The following is a 16,337-nucleotide window of genomic DNA, read 5'->3' as shown; positions in this document are numbered from 1 at the left end:
AGAGGTACGTGAATGACGATTCGAGTCTACCTGGTGGATGACCACGCACTGGTCCGCACCGGTATGAAGATGATTCTGTCGGGGGGAAACCGACATCGAGGTGGTGGGCGAAGCCGAGACCGGCGAGGACGCGCTGCGCGAGGTCCGCCAGCTGCTGCCGGACGTAGTGCTGTGCGACCTGCATCTGCCGGGTGTGAGCGGCATGGAAGTGACTGAGCGCATCGTGCGCAGCCACCGCAATACCCGCGTGGTGATCGTGTCGGTGCTGGAAGATGGCCCGCTGCCGAAGCGGCTGCTTGAAGCTGGTGCTGCCGGCTACATCGGCAAGGGCTGCGATGCGCAGGAACTGCTGCGCGCGGTGCGCGACGTGGCCGGTGGCCGTCGCTACCTGGGTACCAGCATCGCGCAGAACCTGGCGCTATCGACGGTGGAAGGCAACGGTTCGCCGTTCGACAGCCTGTCGCCGCGCGAGCTGGAAGTGGCGTTGCTGCTGACCCAAGGCCTGCGCCAGGAAGACATCGCCCGCCGTCTGAGCCTGAGCGCGAAGACGGTGAACACGCATAAGGCGCGGTTGTTCGAGAAGATGGGGATCCACGACAACATCGCGTTGGCGCGGATGGCCAGCCAATACGGGCTGGTGGATCCGGCACGGCCGCTGTAAGGGATTCGGCCTTCTGTAGAGCCGAGCCCATGCTCGGCTGCGCTTCATTCCGCTGGAGTGGAGCCGAGCGTGGGCTCGGCTCTACAGCTGCGTTCGGCTCAGTGGCCGCGAACGCGCTGGATGATCTTGGCGGCGTCAGCGGCGCTGGCGCGCACCTTGTCCCATTCGCCATTGGCGATCCAGTTGCCCGGCACCATCCACGAACCACCAATGCAGACCACGTTCTTCTGTTCGAGGTACTCGGCGGCGGTGTTTTCGGTGATGCCGCCGGTCGGGCACAGCTTCAGGTCGGCGACCGGGCCGGCCAGACCCTTGATCATCGCCAGGCCACCCACGGCCGTGGCCGGGAACAGCTTGCACACGCGGAAGCCGCGCGCATAGAGCGACAGAAGCTCGGTCGGCGTGGCCGCACCCGGCACCACCGGTAGCGGCGCAGCGGCCAATGCATCGGCCAGCGCCGGCGGCGTACCAGGCGTCACCAGGAAGTCCGCGCCCGCATCGATCGACTGCTGCATCTGCTCCACGGACAGCACCGTGCCCGCGCCCACCACCACATCCGGCAGCTCGCGCTTGAGCATCGCCAGCGCTTCCATCGCCACCGGTGTCCGCAGCGTCAGCTCGATGGCCGGCAGGCCACCTTCCAGCAGCGCCGCACTGACCGCCCGCGCCTGGTCCAGCGTATGAATCGTCACCACCGGCAGGATGCCCGCCGCATGCAACAGCTCCGCCGCCTTCACCTGATGTTGTTCGATACCCATGCTTTTGCCCTTGCCTTTGCTCTTCTTGATTCAGTGGCCGCAGCGCAGATGACGCGCCGGGAATTGTCCAAGGGCAGTAGAGCGCCCTGGCCGGGACTGTGAGCGGCATGGATGCCGCGATCGAGCCCCCATGGATGGGTTTACGGCGTGTCCCGGCCAGGGCGCTCTACTGCCCAGGCCGGGAAGCCTGCCGCGGCTTTTCGCTTCAGGCGTCCTTCGCCTCATGCGGTGCCGCCGCCGCCGCGGCATCATGCCCCAGCTCGTACTCCGCGTCGTAATCCCACGGCCCACCATCGGCCGCCGCCGGCCCACACGAAATCGAAATCGCCCCCTGGTCGGCCGGACCCACCATGCGACGGTTGATCGCAAACAGATTGCGGCCCAGGTCATGCGCGGCCGGCGCGGTGTTCGGCGCCAGCGGACGTGCTGCCCATTCCGCCGCATCCACCAGCACTTCCAGCGTGCCGGCCTCGCCATCCAGGCGGATCATGTCGCCTTCGCGCACTTTGGCCAGCGGGCCACCGCGCGCCGCTTCCGGCGTCACGTGGATCGCCGCCGGAATCTTGCCCGAGGCGCCGGACAGGCGGCCGTCGGTGACCAGTGCCACACGCCGGCCCTGGTTCTGCAGCAGGCCCAGCAGCGGCGCCAGCGAATGCAGTTCGGGCATGCCGTTCGCACGCGGGCCCTGGTATCGCACCACCGCCACAAAATCCTGCGGCAGCAGGCCACCGGCGTGCAGCTTGTTCAAAACCTGTGGTGCATCCACCACCACCGCCGGTGCTTCGATCGTGCGGTACTGCGGCTTCACCGCCGACAGCTTGATCAGCGACTTGCCCAGGTTGCCGCGCAGCAGGCGCAGGCCGCCCTGGTGTTCGAACGGGTTGTCGACACCGCGCACTACTTCGTCATCGGCGCTGCGTTCCAGGCCCGGCAGATAGACCAGCTGGCCGGCGCGCAGCTGCGGCTCGCGCGCATAGTCGGCCATGCCGCCACGCGCGACGCTCACGAGGTCGCCGTGCATCAGGCCCGCCTTGATCAGCTCGCCGAACACGAACGCCGGGCCGCCGGCCGCAGCGAAGCGGTTCACGTCGGCGTCGCCGTTCGGATAGACGCGGGCCAGCAGCGGGATCAGCTGCGACAGCTCGTCGAAGTCGTCCCAGGTCAGCACGATGCCGGCGGCGCGTGCCACGGCGATCCAATGGATGGTGTGATTGGTCGACCCACCGGTCGCCATCAGCGCGATGACCGCGTTGATGATCGCGCGCTCGTCGATGATCCGGCCCAGCGGACGGAAGTCATCGCCCAGCGCGGTGATGTCCAGCGCACGTTCGGCGGCTTCGCGGGTCAGTGCATCACGCAGCGGCGTGCCCGGGTTGACGAACGACGCACCCGGCAGCTGCACGCCCATCGCTTCCAGCAGCACCTGGTTGGAATTGGCGGTGCCGTAGAAGGTGCAGGTGCCAGCGCCGTGGTACGACGCGGACTCGGCTTCCAGAAGCTCTTCGCGGGTGGCTTCGCCGGCGGCGTAGCGTTCGCGCACTTCGGCCTTCTGCTTGTTCGGAATGCCCGGGGTCATCGGGCCGGCCGGCACGAACACCGCCGGCAGGTGACCGAAGGCCAGTGCACCGATCAGCAGGCCCGGCACGATCTTGTCGCACACACCGAGGTAGACGGTGGTGTCGAACATGTCGTGGCTGAGCCCGATGGCGGTCGCCTGTGCGATCACATCGCGCGAGAACAGCGACAGTTCCATGCCGCCTCGGCCCTGGGTGACGCCGTCGCACATCGCCGGCACGCCGCCGGCCACCTGTGCGGTGGCGCCCAGCTCGCGGGCGATCTCGCGGATCTGCTCGGGATAGGTCTCGAACGGCTGGTGCGCCGACAGCATGTCGTTGTAGGCGGTGATGATGCCCAGGTTCGGCGTCACGCCACCGCGCAGGCGGCTCTTGTCGGTGCCGCTGCAGGCGGCGAATCCGTGGGCGAGGTTGCCGCAGCTCAGGCGGCTGCGGAACGGGCCCTCACGCAGGGAGGCATCGATCGCGGCCAGATAGGCGGCACGCGAGGCGGCGCTGCGGCGGATGACACGCTCAGTGATGGCTTGCAGTTGCGGATGGAGGCTCATTGGCTACCGGCGTTCGTGGTGGCGAGAGGCAAGCGGCGGCGCGGCGCCGCCGCCGACATCAATCAGCCCAGTGCACGCGCAGGCGCGCGCCGTCCAGGTTGATTGCATTGAGGATCGGGTACTGCTGGGCGTCGTTGCTGTCCAGCGCCTGGCGCAGCACCTGCAGCTTCTGCTTGCCGCGCAGCAGCAGCAGGCGCTGGCGGCACTGGCCCAGCCCGTGCGGGGTCAGCGTGATGCGCAGCGGCCACTGGTTCGCGCCCGGGCAGCCGGTGGCGTCCAGTGCCGCGTAGGGCAGGGTGCTTTCCAGTGCGCGGGCCAGGTCCTTCGAGCCCGGGAACAGCGAGGCGGTGTGGCCGTCGTTGCCCATGCCCAGTGCCACCAGGCTCGGCGGCTGGCTGTGCTGGGCCTGCAGGTTGGCGGTGTAAACGCATTCCGGCAGCGGCTTTCCGATCCGTACCAGCGGATCGAAATGCGCACCTTCGGCGCGTTTGAGCAGGTGCTCGCGCACCAGCCAGGCGTTGCTGTCGCGATCCTGCGGCGACAGCCAGCGCTCGTCGGCCAGGCTCACTTCCACCCGGTCCCAGTGCACGTCCAACTCGGCCAGCGCCTGGTAGACCGGCGCCGGCGTGGTGCCGCCGGACAACAGGATGCGGGCGCGGCCCACTTCGTTGATGTCGTGGTTGAGGGTCTGCGCCATCTCGGCGGCCACTGCCTCGATCCAGCCATCGGCATCGCCGTGGCTGATGAACTCGATGCGGTCGTCGTGGAAGGTGGGACTCATGCGGCAACTCCAGGTGCGTCACGTTCGGCGTCGGCGGCATAGGCGGCGGCGCCCAGCAATCCGGCGTGGGGATGCATCACGGCCAACGAGGGAACGCGCGCCATGATCGAAGAGAACCGCCCCTTGTGTTCGAAGCGCTGGCGGAAACCAGAGTGCTGCAGCGAATCGAGCATCTTCGGAGTCAGACCACCGGTCAGGAACACGCCATCCCAGGCACCCTGGGTCAGTACCAGGTCGCCGGCAATGGCGCCGAACACCGCGCAGAACACGTCCACGGTGCGCATTGCCTGCGGATCGCCATGCAGGGCACGGGCGGTCACGTCCACCGGCTGCAGCTGGCCGGGATCGATACCGGCCATCTCGCACACCGCGCGATGGATGTTGACCAGGCCGGGGCCGCAGATCAGTCGCTCGTTGGAGACGCGGCCGAACTGCTCGGACAGGATTTCCAGGATGCGGATCTCCTCCGGGGTTCCCGGCGGGAAGCTGACATGGCCGCCTTCGGTTTCCAGCGGATAGCAGCGTCCGTGGCGCAGGATCAGGCCACCGACACCCAGGCCGGTGCCCGGACCGATCACCGCGTAGTTGCGCGGCTGGCCCGGCTTGCCCGGCACCCAGGCGGCACCACCGACCTGGACCACGTCATCGGGCTGCAGCAGTGAAATCGCCATCGCCTGTGCGGCGAAATCGTTGATCAGGTGCAGTTCGTCGAACCCGAGCATCGCTGCGGTGCGGCTGCGCGAGATCACCCACGGATGGTTGGTGATGCGCGCTTCGTCACCATCAACGCGACCGGCCACTGCGAACACGCCGCGGCTGGCGGTGGCGCCGATCTGTTCCAGATGGTGGCGCGCGGCATCACCCAGCGATGGGAACTCCGCCACCGCGTACTCGCGGATGCTGTCCTTCTGCAGCGGTGCGTCCTGCGAGGTGTCGGCCAGGGCGAAGCGGGCGTTGGTGCCGCCGATGTCGGCGACCAGCACCGGCTGCGAGCTGGCACTCATGCCGAGGCTCCGCTGTCCGGCGCGTCCACGCCCTGCGGCAGGAACTCGCCCGCATTGCTCGGGCCCCATTGGCCGGCGGGGTAGGGCTCCAGCGGCAGCTTGGCGTCCTTCCAGGCATCGGCCACGCTGTCGATCCACGCCCAGGCGGCGCGCACTTCGTCATCGCGCACGAACAGCGTGTGGTTGCCGTTGAACGCATCCAGGAACAGGCGCTCGTACGCGATGCGGCGGTGCAGGCCGGTCGGCACCGACAGCTCCAGCTCCAGCGGGTGCAGTTCCAGCGCGCCCCATTCCGGGCCGGCCAGGCTGCTCATCAGGCCCAGTTCGATGTTTTCCTGCGGCTGCAGCTGGAACACCAGGCGGTTTGGTGCGGCCTGCGCGCGCTGCGGGCGCTCGAACAGCCAGTGGGTGACCGGCTTCAGCGTGACCACCACGCGGGTGGTGCGCTCGGGCAGGCGCTTGCCGGTGACCAGGTGGAACGGCACGCCGCTCCAGCGCCAGTTGTCGATGTGCGCAGTGACACCGGCGAAGGTCTCCACGTCGCTGCCTTCCGGCGGCTGGTAGGCCTGTGCCGGCTGGCCGTTGATGGTGCCGGCGGTGTAGCGGCCGCGGATGCTGTCACGCGCGGCGTGCTTGGCATCAAGCGGACGCAGGGCGCGCAGCACCTTGACCTTCTCGTCGCGGATGCGGTCGGCTTCCAGCGACGCCGGCGGTTCCATCGCCACCATGCACAGCAGCTGCAGGATGTGGCTCTGCACCATGTCGCGCAGCGCGCCGGAGCGGGCGTAGTAGGCGTCGCGGCCATCCACGCCTTCGCTCTCGGCCACCAGGATGTGCACCGATTCGATGTAGTTGCGGTTCCACACTGCCTCCAGCAGCGTATTACCGAAGCGCAGCGCGATCAGGTTCTGCACTGCCGCCTTGCCCAGGTAGTGGTCGAGGCGGAACACGCGGTCCTCGTCGATCCACTGGCCGATGGTAGAGATGATCTCCTCGGCGCTCTCGCTGTCGCTGCCGATCGGCTTCTCCAGCATCAGGCGTGCCGGTGCGGCAAGTGCGCCGCCCTTGGCCAGGCCTTCGCAGGTGGAGATGTACAGACCCGGCGGGATGGCCAGGTAGCTGACGCACTTGCGGTGCACCAGGTCGGAGACCGCGGCGGCAACCGAGTCGACGTCGCGCAGGTCCACCGAACGGTAGTCGATGCGGCGCAGCAGGGCACTGATGTCGTCCTGCGAGGCCATCGGCATGGCCTGCTGCAGGCGCGGGCGCAGGATGTCATGGAAGGCTTCGGTGTCATGCCCGGACAGGGCCAGCGCACGGATACGGAAGTCCTCCGGCAGCAGGCCGTCGCCAAGCAGGCGAAGCAGCGAAGGGAACAGGTAGCGCTGGGCCAGATCACCTGTGGCACCGAACAGGAAGAGGGTGTCGTGCATCGCTCGAGTTTCAGATCCGGGTGACATCGTTGTCAATCGCTTCATGGCTGGGTTCGGGGGACATCCGCGCAACTGCCTGTCCGAGGTTCGTCAGGGGCGATCTCCGGGGTAGCGGAAGACCGTTCCATTCGAAACCACTGCCCCGGCGGAAGCTTCGTTCCACCGCCGACGCAGATCGGTGCGCACCGATCATCGGATAGTGCCACGTGAAAACGTTTACATGGCAGAATGGGCAACTGTATTCGATTGCAGTGCTCGCCGTCATGCCGCAAGCGCGCAATCATCACTGCCATCGGGAGGGCCGAGGCAGTCCCAAAAGACAGCCCGGCTTCGGGCGGACCGGATAGGTGATATGGCAAAAGTGCAGTTGCAGGGTGTGCGCAAGGTCTATGACAACGGCCAGGTCGCGGTGAAGGACGCCAGCTTCGAGGTCGCCGATGGCGAGCTGATGGTGCTGGTCGGTCCGTCCGGCTGTGGCAAGTCGACCCTGCTGCGGATGGTGGCTGGCCTTGAAGAAATCAGCGGCGGCACGCTGACCATCGGTGATCGCGTGGTCAACGACGTGGCGCCGAAGGATCGCGACATCGCGATGGTGTTCCAGAGCTACGCGCTGTATCCGCACATGACCGTGGCCGAGAACCTGGCCTTCGGCCTGAAGCTGCGCGGGCATGACAAGGCGACCATCGACAAGCGCATCGCCGAGGCGGCGCAGACGCTGGGCCTGACGGAGATGATGGACAAGCTGCCTAAGGCGATGTCCGGCGGCCAGCGCCAGCGTGTTGCGCTGGGCCGGGCGCTGGTGCGCGAGCCGGCGGTGTTCCTGCTCGACGAACCGCTGTCCAATCTGGATGCCAAGCTGCGCCACAGCGTGCGCACCGAAATCGCGCAGCTGCATCGCAAGCTGGGCACCACCATGATCTACGTGACGCACGACCAGGTTGAAGCGATGACCCTGGGCCAGCGCATCGTGGTGCTGAAGGACGGCATCATCCAGCAGATCGATACGCCGATGGCGCTGTACGACCGCCCGGCCAACCTGTTCGTGGCTGGTTTCCTCGGCAGCCCGGCGATGAACGTGCTGCGTGGCACGCTGCAGGGCGATGCCGGTGGGGTGACCGTGGTCGACGGCGAATGGCGTGCACCGCTGGGTCAGGCCACGATCGATCCGGCGTGGTTGCAGAAGCCGATCGCGGTGGGCGTGCGGCCGGAGCACCTGCAGCCGGCGGCCGCCGATGATGCGCATGCGTTCACTGCGCGCATCGAAGGCATTGAGCCGGTCGGCAACGAGATCTTCGTCAACCTCAGCAGTGGCCAGCATGCGCTGACCATGCGCGTGGCGCCGCAGGCGCTGCCGGCGGTGGGCGAGCAGATCCGCGTGGCGATCCACCCGCAGGGGTTGCATTTCTTCAACCCGGAAACCGGCGAGCGGCTCTGACTCTGTAGCCGAACCCGCGCTCGGCTGCTTCGTTGCGGTGCGGACCAACGGTCCGCACCCACCATGGCGGCGGTAGCGCCGGGCCGTGCCCGGCGTGAACCTCAGCGCGCCAATCCATCCAGTAGCGGCACACGCTGCGCCACCGCACCACCCACCTGCAGCTCGGCGTCGCTGGCCTCCAGCGGCAGCACCGCCAGCGCCAGTTCACCGGCCACGCTGGCAATCGTGCCCAGCGCTGCGCCGTCCTGTTGTACGCCATCGCCGGCCTGCGCCGGTGCTGCGGCATGCAGCAGCTGCACCGCGCGCTTGGCCTTGCCGAGGAAGTGGGTGCGCGCGACGATTTCCTGGCCGGGATAGCAGCCCTTCTTCACGCTGTAGCCGTTCAGGCGGTCCAGGCCCAGCTGCTGGGGGGTCCACACTTCGCGCTGGCTTTCTTCCAGTCGCGGCAACCCGTAGCGCAGGTCGGCCTGGCGCCAGGCCAGGGCGAAAGCGGCCTCATCGGTTTCGCTGCCGGCGGCAAATGCATCAGCTGCGCCAATGCGCAGGGTGCGCGGCAGCGCATCGCTGCCCAGGTCAAGTTCCCAGCCGGCCGCTGCGGCGTGCGCAATCGCGGCGTTGCTGGCGGCTTCGGGCGCGGTGAAGGCGCCGGCCACCGCCAGATCGCTGCGCACCTGCACCTTCACCTTGCGACGGAACACGAAGCGCTGCAGTTGCGACGCAATCGCATCGGCATCGCCGTCGGCCAGCACCAGCATCACGTGGTCGTCGGCCAGCCGAAGCAGCTGGAACACCGCCAGGGTGCGGCCTTTTGCGCTCAGCCAGGCGCTCCACTGCCAGTGCAGCAGGGGCAGGGCAGTGACGTCGCCGCTGAACTGGGCGTGGGCGAAAACGGCCGCATCCGTGCCCTGCAGGCTCAGCAACTGGTGGCCGGGCAGGCGCGGATATCCGACGAAAGCAGGGGGCAGGTTGTCAGGCACGTGAACGAGGTCTAAAATTTGTGCGTTGCGAGACCGAACATGATAGGCCAAACAACCCCCACTCCCGACGACGAATCTGAAGCCCCGCTGGTCCCCGCGGCACCCGTGCCCGTGGAACAGGAAAAAGCAGAGGAATTCGGCGGCCGCGGCGGACTTGATCCGGTGCGGTATGGCGATTGGGAGAAAAACGGACGCTGCATCGATTTCTGATCAGCATTGAGCCAACGCGGCCGTGTGCCGCCCAGCCGAGACAACGAGCCCAGCGAATGGCGACCAGACAACGCCCACTTTCCCCGCACCTTCAGGTGTATCGCTGGCAGATTCAGATGGCCACCTCGATCCTGCATCGAGCCACTGGCGTCTTTCTGTCTGTTGGTGCCCTCATCATCGCTGCCGGCCTGCTGGCCCTGATGATGGGGCCCGAGTCCTGGAACTGCTTCACCGGCCATGCCGGGGCCTGGTATGGCCGCGTGTTCCTGTTCGCGTGGACATGGTCGTTCGCCTATCACCTGTGCAATGGCATCCGCCACGTGGTGCAGGACTTCGCCATCGGCTTCAGCATCCCCGCCTTCATCCGCAGCAGCTGGCTGTCGGTCACCGGCAGCCTGGTGATCACCCTGCTGGTGTGGGCCTATGTGATGTTCGGAGGTGCCGCGTGAGCAAGTTCCGTACCCCGCTGAAGAACGTGCGCGGCCTTGGCTCGGCCAAGACCGGCACCGAGCACTTCGTGCACCAGCGCCTGACCGCCGCCGCGCTGGTGGTGCTGGGCATCTGGTTCCTGGTCTTCGTGCTGGGCCTGCTGGGCTCGGACTACGCGACCGCCGCCGCCGCCGTGGCCAAGCCGTGGAACGCAGTGCCGCTGATCGGCCTGCTGATCGCCATGTTCTGGCACGCGCAGCTCGGCATGCAGGTCGTGCTGGAAGACTACATCCACGAATCGCTGCTGGCCCTGGTGCTGCAGACCGCGGTGAAGTTCGTCGCCGTGCTCGGCATGATCGTCAGTGTGTTTGCGGTGGGCCGCATCGCCCTCGGCGTTGCCTGAGCCCAGGCACCAACACAGGAATCCAGATTAGATGTCCGCTTACAAGATCACCGAACACAAGTACGACATGGTCGTGGTCGGCGCCGGCGGCGCCGGCCTGCGCGCCACGTTCGGCCTGGCCGCCAAGGGCCTGCAGACCGTGTGCCTGACCAAGGTCTTCCCGACTCGTTCGCACACCGTTGCCGCCCAGGGCGGTATCTCGGCCGCACTCGGCAACATGGGCGAGGACGACTGGCGCTACCACTTCTTCGACACCATCAAGGGGTCGGACTGGCTGGGCGACCAGGACGCGATCGAATACATGTGCCGTGAGGCCATCCCGGCCATCATCGAGCTCGAGCACTACGGCGTGCCGTTCTCGCGCACCGCCGAAGGCAAGATCTACCAGCGTCCGTTCGGTGGCATGACCACCAAGTACGGTGAAGGCCCGGCGGCGCAGCGTACCTGCGCGGCGGCCGACCGTACCGGTCATGCGATGCTGCACACCCTGTACCAGCAGTCGCTGAAGCACGACGCGCGCTTCATGATCGAGTACTTCGCGCTCGACCTGATCTTCGACGAGGAAGGCGCCTGCCGCGGCGTGCTGGCCCTGGACATGTCCGATGGCACGCTGCATCTGTTCCGCGCCCAGGGCGTGGTGCTGGCCACCGGCGGCTACGGCCGTGCCTACTTCAGCGCCACGTCGGCGCATACCTGCACCGGCGACGGTGGCGGCCTGGCCATGCGTGCCGGCATCGCCATGCAGGACATGGAGTTCGTGCAGTTCCACCCGACCGGCATCTACGGCGCCGGCTGCCTGATCACCGAGGGTGTCCGCGGTGAAGGTGGCATCCTGCGCAACAGCAGTGGCGAGCGCTTCATGGAGCGCTATGCACCGCACTACAAGGATCTGGCCTCGCGCGACGTGGTCAGCCGTTCGATGACCATCGAGATCCGCGAAGGCCGCGGCGTCGGCGAGCACAAGGATCACATCCTGCTCGACCTGACCCACCTCGGTCCGGGCGTGATCGACGACAAGCTGCCGGGCATCGCCGAAAGCGCCCGCATCTTCGCCGGCGTCGACGTGCACAAGCAGCCGATCCCGGTCATCCCGACCGTGCACTACAACATGGGCGGCATCCCGACCAACTACCACGGCGAAGTGGTGCAGAAGGTCGGCGACAACGACAATGCCGTAGTGCCGGGCCTGTACGCGATCGGTGAAGCGGCCTGCGTCTCCGTGCACGGCGCCAACCGACTGGGCTCGAACTCGCTGCTGGACCTGGTGGTGTTCGGCCGTGCGGTGGCCAACCGCTGCGCCGAGACCATCAAGCCGGGCGCGTCGCACAAGCCGCTGGCGTCTGATGCCTGCGACAAGGCGCTGGGCCTGCTGGACAAGCTGCGCCACGCCAACGGCGATACCCCGACCTCGGTCATCCGCGATCGCATGCAGCGCACCATGCAGGCCGATGCCGCCGTCTTCCGCACCAGCCAGACGCTGAAGGAAGGCTGCGAGAAGATGGACAAGATCTTCGACTCGTTCCAGGACGTGAAGGTCTCCGACCGTTCGCTGGTGTGGAACTCGGACCTGATCGAGACCTACGAGCTGAACAACCTGCTGCTCAACGCGGTGGCGACGATCAACTCGGCCGAACAGCGCAAGGAAAGCCGCGGCGCGCATGCGCACGAGGACTTCCCGGACCGCGACGACGTCAACTGGCAGAAGCACACCCTGGTCAGCGTCGACGAGAAGGGCAAGTGCAGCTTCGACTACCGTCCGGTGCACATGTACACGTTGACCGACGACGTGTCCGTGGTGCCGCCGAAGCCGCGCGTGTACTGATCCGACCCCGCCTACCATGCAATCCGCGCCCAAGGGCGCGGGCCGCCTGAGCCAACGAGAGCAGCCATGGCCGAGTTTTCACTCCCCAAGAATTCCAAGATCACGAAGGGCAAGCACTTCCCCGTCAAGAACGGCGGCAAGAACGTGCGCACCTTCAAGATCTACCGCTGGAGTCCGGACGACGACAGCAACCCGCGCACCGATACCTATGAAGTCGATCTGGACGCCTGTGGCCCGATGGTCCTGGACGCCCTGATCAAGATCAAGAATGAGATCGACCCGACCCTGACCTTCCGCCGCTCCTGCCGCGAAGGTATCTGTGGTTCGTGCGCGATGAACATCGACGGCACCAACACCCTGGCCTGCACCCGAGCCATCTCGGACTGCGGCAAGAAGGAAGTGCCGATCTACCCGCTGCCGCACATGAACGTGGTCAAGGATCTGGTTCCGGACCTGACCCACTTCTACGCGCAGTACGCCTCGATCAAGCCGTGGATCCGCACCCAGACCCCGGCACCGCCGGACCGCGAGCGCCTGCAGTCGCCGGAAGACCGCAAGAAGCTGGACGGCCTGTACGAGTGCATCCTGTGCGCCTGCTGCTCGACCAGCTGCCCGAGCTACTGGTGGAACGGCGAGCGTTACCTGGGCCCGGCGATCCTGCTGCAGGCCTACCGCTGGATCATCGATTCGCGCGATGAGGACACCGGTGCGCGCCTGGACGACCTGGAAGATCCGTTCAAGCTGTACCGCTGCCACACCATCATGAACTGCGCCCGGACCTGCCCGAAGGGCCTGAACCCGGCGTTGGCGATCGCCGAGATCAAGAAGCTGATGATGGAACGCCGCGCCTGATACGGTCCGGCTGTACCCGGTAGAGCCACGCCGTGCGTGGCTGCACCTCCCAGCAGAGCCACGCCATGCGTGGCTTTGCTGTATCTGGAGAAACACGATGGAAGAAGATGTTCTGCTGAAGAAGCTGCGCTGGCGCTGCCGCCGCGGCATGCGCGAGCTGGACCAGCTGTTCGGCCGTTACCTCGACCACGAATGGAGCACTGCGCCGACCGAAGAGCGCGAGGTTTTCCTGTTCCTGCTCGACTGCGAGGACGATAAGTTGTGGCGTTGGTTCATGGGTTATGAGGCCTGCCCGCATGCGCACGCAATCCCCCTCATGCAGAAGATCCTCGCCCTCAAGCCTTGAGTGGCGGCCCTCACGGCTGCAGGCCGCCGCCCAGCTGGCGGTGCTGCTGGCCGCACCCTGGCTGCTGCGCGCATCGGATCTGCCGCCGCAGCTGTTGATGCCCGCGGTGTTGCTGGCCTGGGGCATCGGGTTGGCCGAACTGGCCTGGCGCCAGCGCAGGCCACGCGTGCAGGTGCTTCTGTCGGTACCGTCCGAGCCGCTGCAGGTGGCCGGGCAGGACGTCGATGCGCCACAACTGGTCGTGCGCGGCCCCTGGCTGCTGTTGCTGTGGCGTGAGGATCGGCGCCGCCGGCGCCTGCTGTTCTGGCCGGATGTGCTCGATTCCGGGGAGCGACGTGAACTGCGACTGGCCGTCGCCGCACGCAGCGTTTCCCGTCGGCCCCGGTCGATGGCACCATAAGCTGAATTGACCGGCGTGCCTGCATGTTCAAACCCATTCCCGTGGCCATCGGCCTGCGCTACCTGCGCGCCAAGCGCCGCAACGGCTTCATCTCCTTCATCTCGATGGCATCGATCCTGGGCATCGCGCTCGGCGTCACGGTGCTGATCACCACCCTGGCGGTGATGAGCGGTTTCCAGAAGGAAATCCGCAGCCGCCTGCTGCAGATGACCGCGCACACCACCATCAGCCGTGACGGCGAGCCGATGCCGGACTGGATGCGGGTGGTCGACGTGGCCAACAAGGATCCGCGCGTGGCCGGTGCCGCGCCGTACATCGAGATCCAGTCGATGATCAGCGGTCCGCGCGTGCAGGGTGCGATCATCCAGGGCATCGATCCGGCGCTGGAGCCGAAGGTGTCGGTGATCGACAAGAAGATCACCAAGGGCAGCTATGACAGCCTCACGCCGGGCAGCTTCAACGTGCTGCTGGGCAAGGAGCTGGCGCTCTGGCTGGGCGTGGACGTCGGCGACCAGGTGCTGGTGACCTTTGCAGAAGTGCAGGGCACGCCTGCCGGCGCGGTGCCACGGATGAAGCGCTTCACCGTCAGCGGCATCTTCGAGGCCGGTTACAACGAAGTCGACCGTGGCGTGGGCTTCGCCAACATGCAGGACCTGGAGCGCGTACTGCGCAGCGACGGTGCCACCGGCGTGCGCCTGAAACTGCACGACATGGACCGCTCGCTGGAAGTGGGCGTGGACCTGGCGCAGAACCTCGGCGGTGCCTACCGCGTGAGTGACTGGACCCAGCAGAACGCCAACCTCTACCACTCGCTGCGCATGGAGAAGGTGGTGATGGGCATCCTGCTGTCGCTGATCATCGCCATGGGCGCCTTCAACCTGGTGTCCTCGCAGGTGATGCTGGTGACCGACAAGCAGGCCGACATCGCCATCCTGCGCACCCTCGGCCTGACCCCGGGTGGCGTGATGCAGGTGTTCATGGTGCAGGGCTCGCTGATCGGCATCTTCGGCACGCTGGCCGGCCTGATCGGTGGCATTACCCTGACCCTCAACCTGGAGCGCATCCTCGGCGCCATCGAGAGCGTGTTCAACGTCAAGCTGATGCCGGAGGATGTCTACTACATCACCGGCCTGCCGACCGACATGCAGACCGGCGACGTGGTGGCGATCACCGTGGTCGCACTGCTGATGAGCTTCCTGGCCACCCTGTACCCCGCCTGGCGGGCAGCACGCACCCAGCCGGCGGAGGCCCTGCGTTATGAATAAGGTCTTCAACCGCGGCGATGAAGTGATCCGCGCCGAAGCACTGGGCAAGACCTACGCCGAAGGGCGCATGCAGACCCCGGTGTTCGATGGCCTGGACCTGACCGTGACCGCCGGCGAAACCGTGGCGATCATCGGTGCCTCCGGCGCCGGCAAGAGTACGCTGCTGCACCTGCTGGGTGGCCTCGACATTCCGACCGCGGGCGAGGTCTATGTGACCGGCCAGCGCATGTCGGCGCTGTCGGACACCGCGCGCGGCCTGCTGCGCAACCAGGCGCTGGGCTTCGTCTACCAGTTCCATCACCTGCTGCCGGAGTTCACCGCGCTGGAAAACGTGATGATGCCGGTGCTGCTGGCTGGCACCGCGGTGTCCGAAGCGAGCAGCCGCGCCACCACGCTGCTGGAAGCGGTTGGCCTCGGCCATCGCCTGGACCACAAGCCGGGCGAGCTGTCCGGCGGCGAGCGCCAGCGTGCTGCGGTGGCGCGAGCACTGGTCAATCATCCGGCCTGCGTGCTCGGTGACGAGCCGACCGGCAACCTGGATGACCGCACCGCTGCAACGGTGTTCGAGCTGATGCTGGAGCTGAATCGTGCACGTCACACCAGCCTGGTGCTGGTAACCCATGACCGCAGCCTGGCGCGTCGCCTGGACCGGGTGCTGGAACTGCGCGAAGGGCGCCTGCACGCACTGGCCCACGCCGACGTCTGAGCGGTCGGACGGACTCTGGTAGAAGCCGACCTTGGTCGGCTGCTCCTGCAGGGCAAGCGCCAACCAAGGTTGGCGACTACCGGAATCCGACGTTCTGGACCCGCTTTGTCAGAGGTCGACTTTGGTCGACCGCCGACCGGCGCCTGAATGGGGCCGTCGGCCGTCGCGTCGGCATTGCCAGGCCAGGCGCATGATGGCGACAGTTCCCCGAGGAGATCGCCATGAAGACCCCGCTTCTGCTGGCCGGCCTCTGCCTGGCCCTGGCCGCCTGTGCCACCACCGGCCGGCTCAGCAGCGCCGAGAAGCTTGACCTTTACCGTGCCCACGCCGGTGCGCCGCAGAACGACATGCAGTTCTTCGGCACCCTCAATGGCTGGACCGAGCTGGGTGACAGCGCGCTGGCGGTGTGGACGCGTCCCAGCGAGGCCTACCTGCTGGAGCTGAGAGGCCCCTGCCAGGACCTGCCGTATGCCACCGCCATCGGCCTGACCAGCCAGATGAACCGTGTCTCGGCGCGCTTTGACAAGGTGCTGGTGCGCGACCCCGCCGGCGGCCCGCGCATGCCGTGCTTCATCAACAGCATCCGCAAGCTGGACGTGAAGGCGCTGCGTGCTTCCGAACAGGAGCTGCGCCAGGCGCAGGTGCAGGAGCGCGAGGAATCCGGGAAATAAACGGGTAGCGCCGGGCCATGCCCGGCGGATGCCTGGACGCCGGGCATGGCCCGGCGCTACCG

17 protein-coding genes and 1 pseudogene are annotated in these 16,337 nt (G+C 67.0%); 12 read left to right on the top strand and 6 right to left on the bottom strand.

What is annotated here, in order from left to right; all coding sequences use genetic code 11:
* The first annotated feature begins 12 nt into the window (after positions 1 to 12).
* Positions 13 to 661: pseudogene (locus tag RI032_RS00985) on the top strand (response regulator).
* Positions 662 to 759: 98 nt separating this feature from the next.
* Here the strand turns inward: RI032_RS00985 and eda are convergent.
* From eda to zwf, 5 genes are all read right to left on the bottom strand, one after another.
* A complete protein-coding gene (eda, locus tag RI032_RS00980) occupies positions 760 to 1,419 on the bottom strand; it encodes a bifunctional 4-hydroxy-2-oxoglutarate aldolase/2-dehydro-3-deoxy-phosphogluconate aldolase (RefSeq protein WP_322547719.1) in 660 nt (219 codons plus the stop codon).
* A gap of 205 nt (positions 1,420 to 1,624) precedes the next feature.
* Positions 1,625 to 3,541 carry a phosphogluconate dehydratase gene (gene edd / locus RI032_RS00975; RefSeq protein WP_322547718.1) on the bottom strand — a complete coding sequence of 639 codons (1,917 nt, stop codon included), beginning with the start codon at positions 3,539 to 3,541 and terminating at the stop codon, positions 1,625 to 1,627.
* Between the two features lie 58 nt (positions 3,542 to 3,599).
* Positions 3,600 to 4,322 carry a 6-phosphogluconolactonase gene (gene pgl / locus RI032_RS00970; protein WP_010484329.1) on the bottom strand — a complete coding sequence of 241 codons (723 nt, stop codon included), beginning with the start codon at positions 4,320 to 4,322 and terminating at the stop codon, positions 3,600 to 3,602.
* Complete coding sequence (gene glk, locus RI032_RS00965; protein WP_010484331.1) at positions 4,319 to 5,326, bottom strand: glucokinase; 1,008 nt, start codon at positions 5,324 to 5,326, stop codon at positions 4,319 to 4,321. Before glk ends, pgl begins: the two co-directional genes overlap by 4 nt.
* Complete coding sequence (gene zwf, locus RI032_RS00960; RefSeq protein WP_057503078.1) at positions 5,323 to 6,759, bottom strand: glucose-6-phosphate dehydrogenase; 1,437 nt, start codon at positions 6,757 to 6,759, stop codon at positions 5,323 to 5,325. The genes glk and zwf overlap by 4 nt, the downstream gene beginning before the upstream one ends.
* Positions 6,760 to 7,111: 352 nt before the next feature.
* Between zwf and RI032_RS00955 the strand changes: the two genes are divergently transcribed.
* On the top strand, positions 7,112 to 8,194 hold the full coding sequence (locus RI032_RS00955) for an ABC transporter ATP-binding protein (RefSeq protein WP_010484335.1): 1,083 nt from the start codon (positions 7,112 to 7,114) through the stop codon (positions 8,192 to 8,194).
* Positions 8,195 to 8,295: 101 nt separating this feature from the next.
* Here the strand turns inward: RI032_RS00955 and ygfZ are convergent, their stop codons facing one another.
* The gene (gene ygfZ / locus RI032_RS00950) at positions 8,296 to 9,171 is read right to left on the bottom strand and encodes a CAF17-like 4Fe-4S cluster assembly/insertion protein YgfZ (protein ID WP_010484337.1); all 876 of its coding nucleotides are present in this window, start codon (positions 9,169 to 9,171) and stop codon (positions 8,296 to 8,298) included.
* 39 nt (positions 9,172 to 9,210) lie between these two features.
* Between ygfZ and RI032_RS20640 the strand changes: the two genes are divergently transcribed.
* The 10 genes from RI032_RS20640 to RI032_RS00905 all read left to right on the top strand — a co-directional run bounded on the left by RI032_RS20640 (position 9,211) and on the right by RI032_RS00905 (position 16,275).
* The gene (locus RI032_RS20640) at positions 9,211 to 9,381 is read left to right on the top strand and encodes a DUF1674 domain-containing protein (RefSeq protein WP_005409075.1); all 171 of its coding nucleotides are present in this window, start codon (positions 9,211 to 9,213) and stop codon (positions 9,379 to 9,381) included.
* A 56-nt stretch (positions 9,382 to 9,437) separates the two neighbouring features.
* Positions 9,438 to 9,830: a succinate dehydrogenase, cytochrome b556 subunit gene (gene sdhC, locus RI032_RS00945; protein WP_005409076.1), complete on the top strand. Its 393-nt coding sequence runs from the start codon at positions 9,438 to 9,440 to the stop codon at positions 9,828 to 9,830.
* Positions 9,827 to 10,213 (top strand): succinate dehydrogenase, hydrophobic membrane anchor protein, encoded by a 387-nt coding sequence (gene sdhD / locus RI032_RS00940; protein ID WP_005409077.1) that lies wholly within the window; start codon positions 9,827 to 9,829, stop codon positions 10,211 to 10,213. The genes sdhC and sdhD overlap by 4 nt, the downstream gene beginning before the upstream one ends.
* A 31-nt stretch (positions 10,214 to 10,244) precedes the next feature.
* Positions 10,245 to 12,035 carry a succinate dehydrogenase flavoprotein subunit gene (sdhA, locus tag RI032_RS00935; protein ID WP_109814986.1) on the top strand — a complete coding sequence of 597 codons (1,791 nt, stop codon included), beginning with the start codon at positions 10,245 to 10,247 and terminating at the stop codon, positions 12,033 to 12,035.
* A gap of 66 nt (positions 12,036 to 12,101) precedes the next feature.
* A complete protein-coding gene (locus RI032_RS00930) occupies positions 12,102 to 12,887 on the top strand; it encodes a succinate dehydrogenase iron-sulfur subunit (protein ID WP_005409079.1) in 786 nt (261 codons plus the stop codon).
* Between the two features lie 97 nt (positions 12,888 to 12,984).
* Positions 12,985 to 13,233 (top strand): FAD assembly factor SdhE, encoded by a 249-nt coding sequence (locus RI032_RS00925; protein ID WP_005409080.1) that lies wholly within the window; start codon positions 12,985 to 12,987, stop codon positions 13,231 to 13,233.
* The gene (locus tag RI032_RS00920; protein WP_322547717.1) at positions 13,184 to 13,633 is read left to right on the top strand and encodes a hypothetical protein; all 450 of its coding nucleotides are present in this window, start codon (positions 13,184 to 13,186) and stop codon (positions 13,631 to 13,633) included. The genes RI032_RS00925 and RI032_RS00920 overlap by 50 nt, the downstream gene beginning before the upstream one ends.
* Positions 13,634 to 13,656: 23 nt before the next feature.
* Positions 13,657 to 14,898 carry a lipoprotein-releasing ABC transporter permease subunit gene (locus RI032_RS00915; protein WP_019338333.1) on the top strand — a complete coding sequence of 414 codons (1,242 nt, stop codon included), beginning with the start codon at positions 13,657 to 13,659 and terminating at the stop codon, positions 14,896 to 14,898.
* Positions 14,891 to 15,604 (top strand): lipoprotein-releasing ABC transporter ATP-binding protein LolD, encoded by a 714-nt coding sequence (gene lolD / locus RI032_RS00910; RefSeq protein ID WP_164192142.1) that lies wholly within the window; start codon positions 14,891 to 14,893, stop codon positions 15,602 to 15,604. The genes RI032_RS00915 and lolD overlap by 8 nt, the downstream gene beginning before the upstream one ends.
* Before the next feature lie 221 nt (positions 15,605 to 15,825).
* Positions 15,826 to 16,275: a DUF6491 family protein gene (locus RI032_RS00905; RefSeq protein ID WP_322547716.1), complete on the top strand. Its 450-nt coding sequence runs from the start codon at positions 15,826 to 15,828 to the stop codon at positions 16,273 to 16,275.
* Positions 16,276 to 16,337: the final 62 nt, after the last annotated feature.

Origin of the sequence: Stenotrophomonas geniculata, from assembly GCF_034508895.1 — a bacterium.
Classification (GTDB): Bacteria; Pseudomonadota; Gammaproteobacteria; order Xanthomonadales; family Xanthomonadaceae; genus Stenotrophomonas; species Stenotrophomonas geniculata.
The sequence above is the reverse complement of the archived record's forward strand: the minus strand, read 5'-3'. Positions and strand labels throughout refer to the sequence as shown.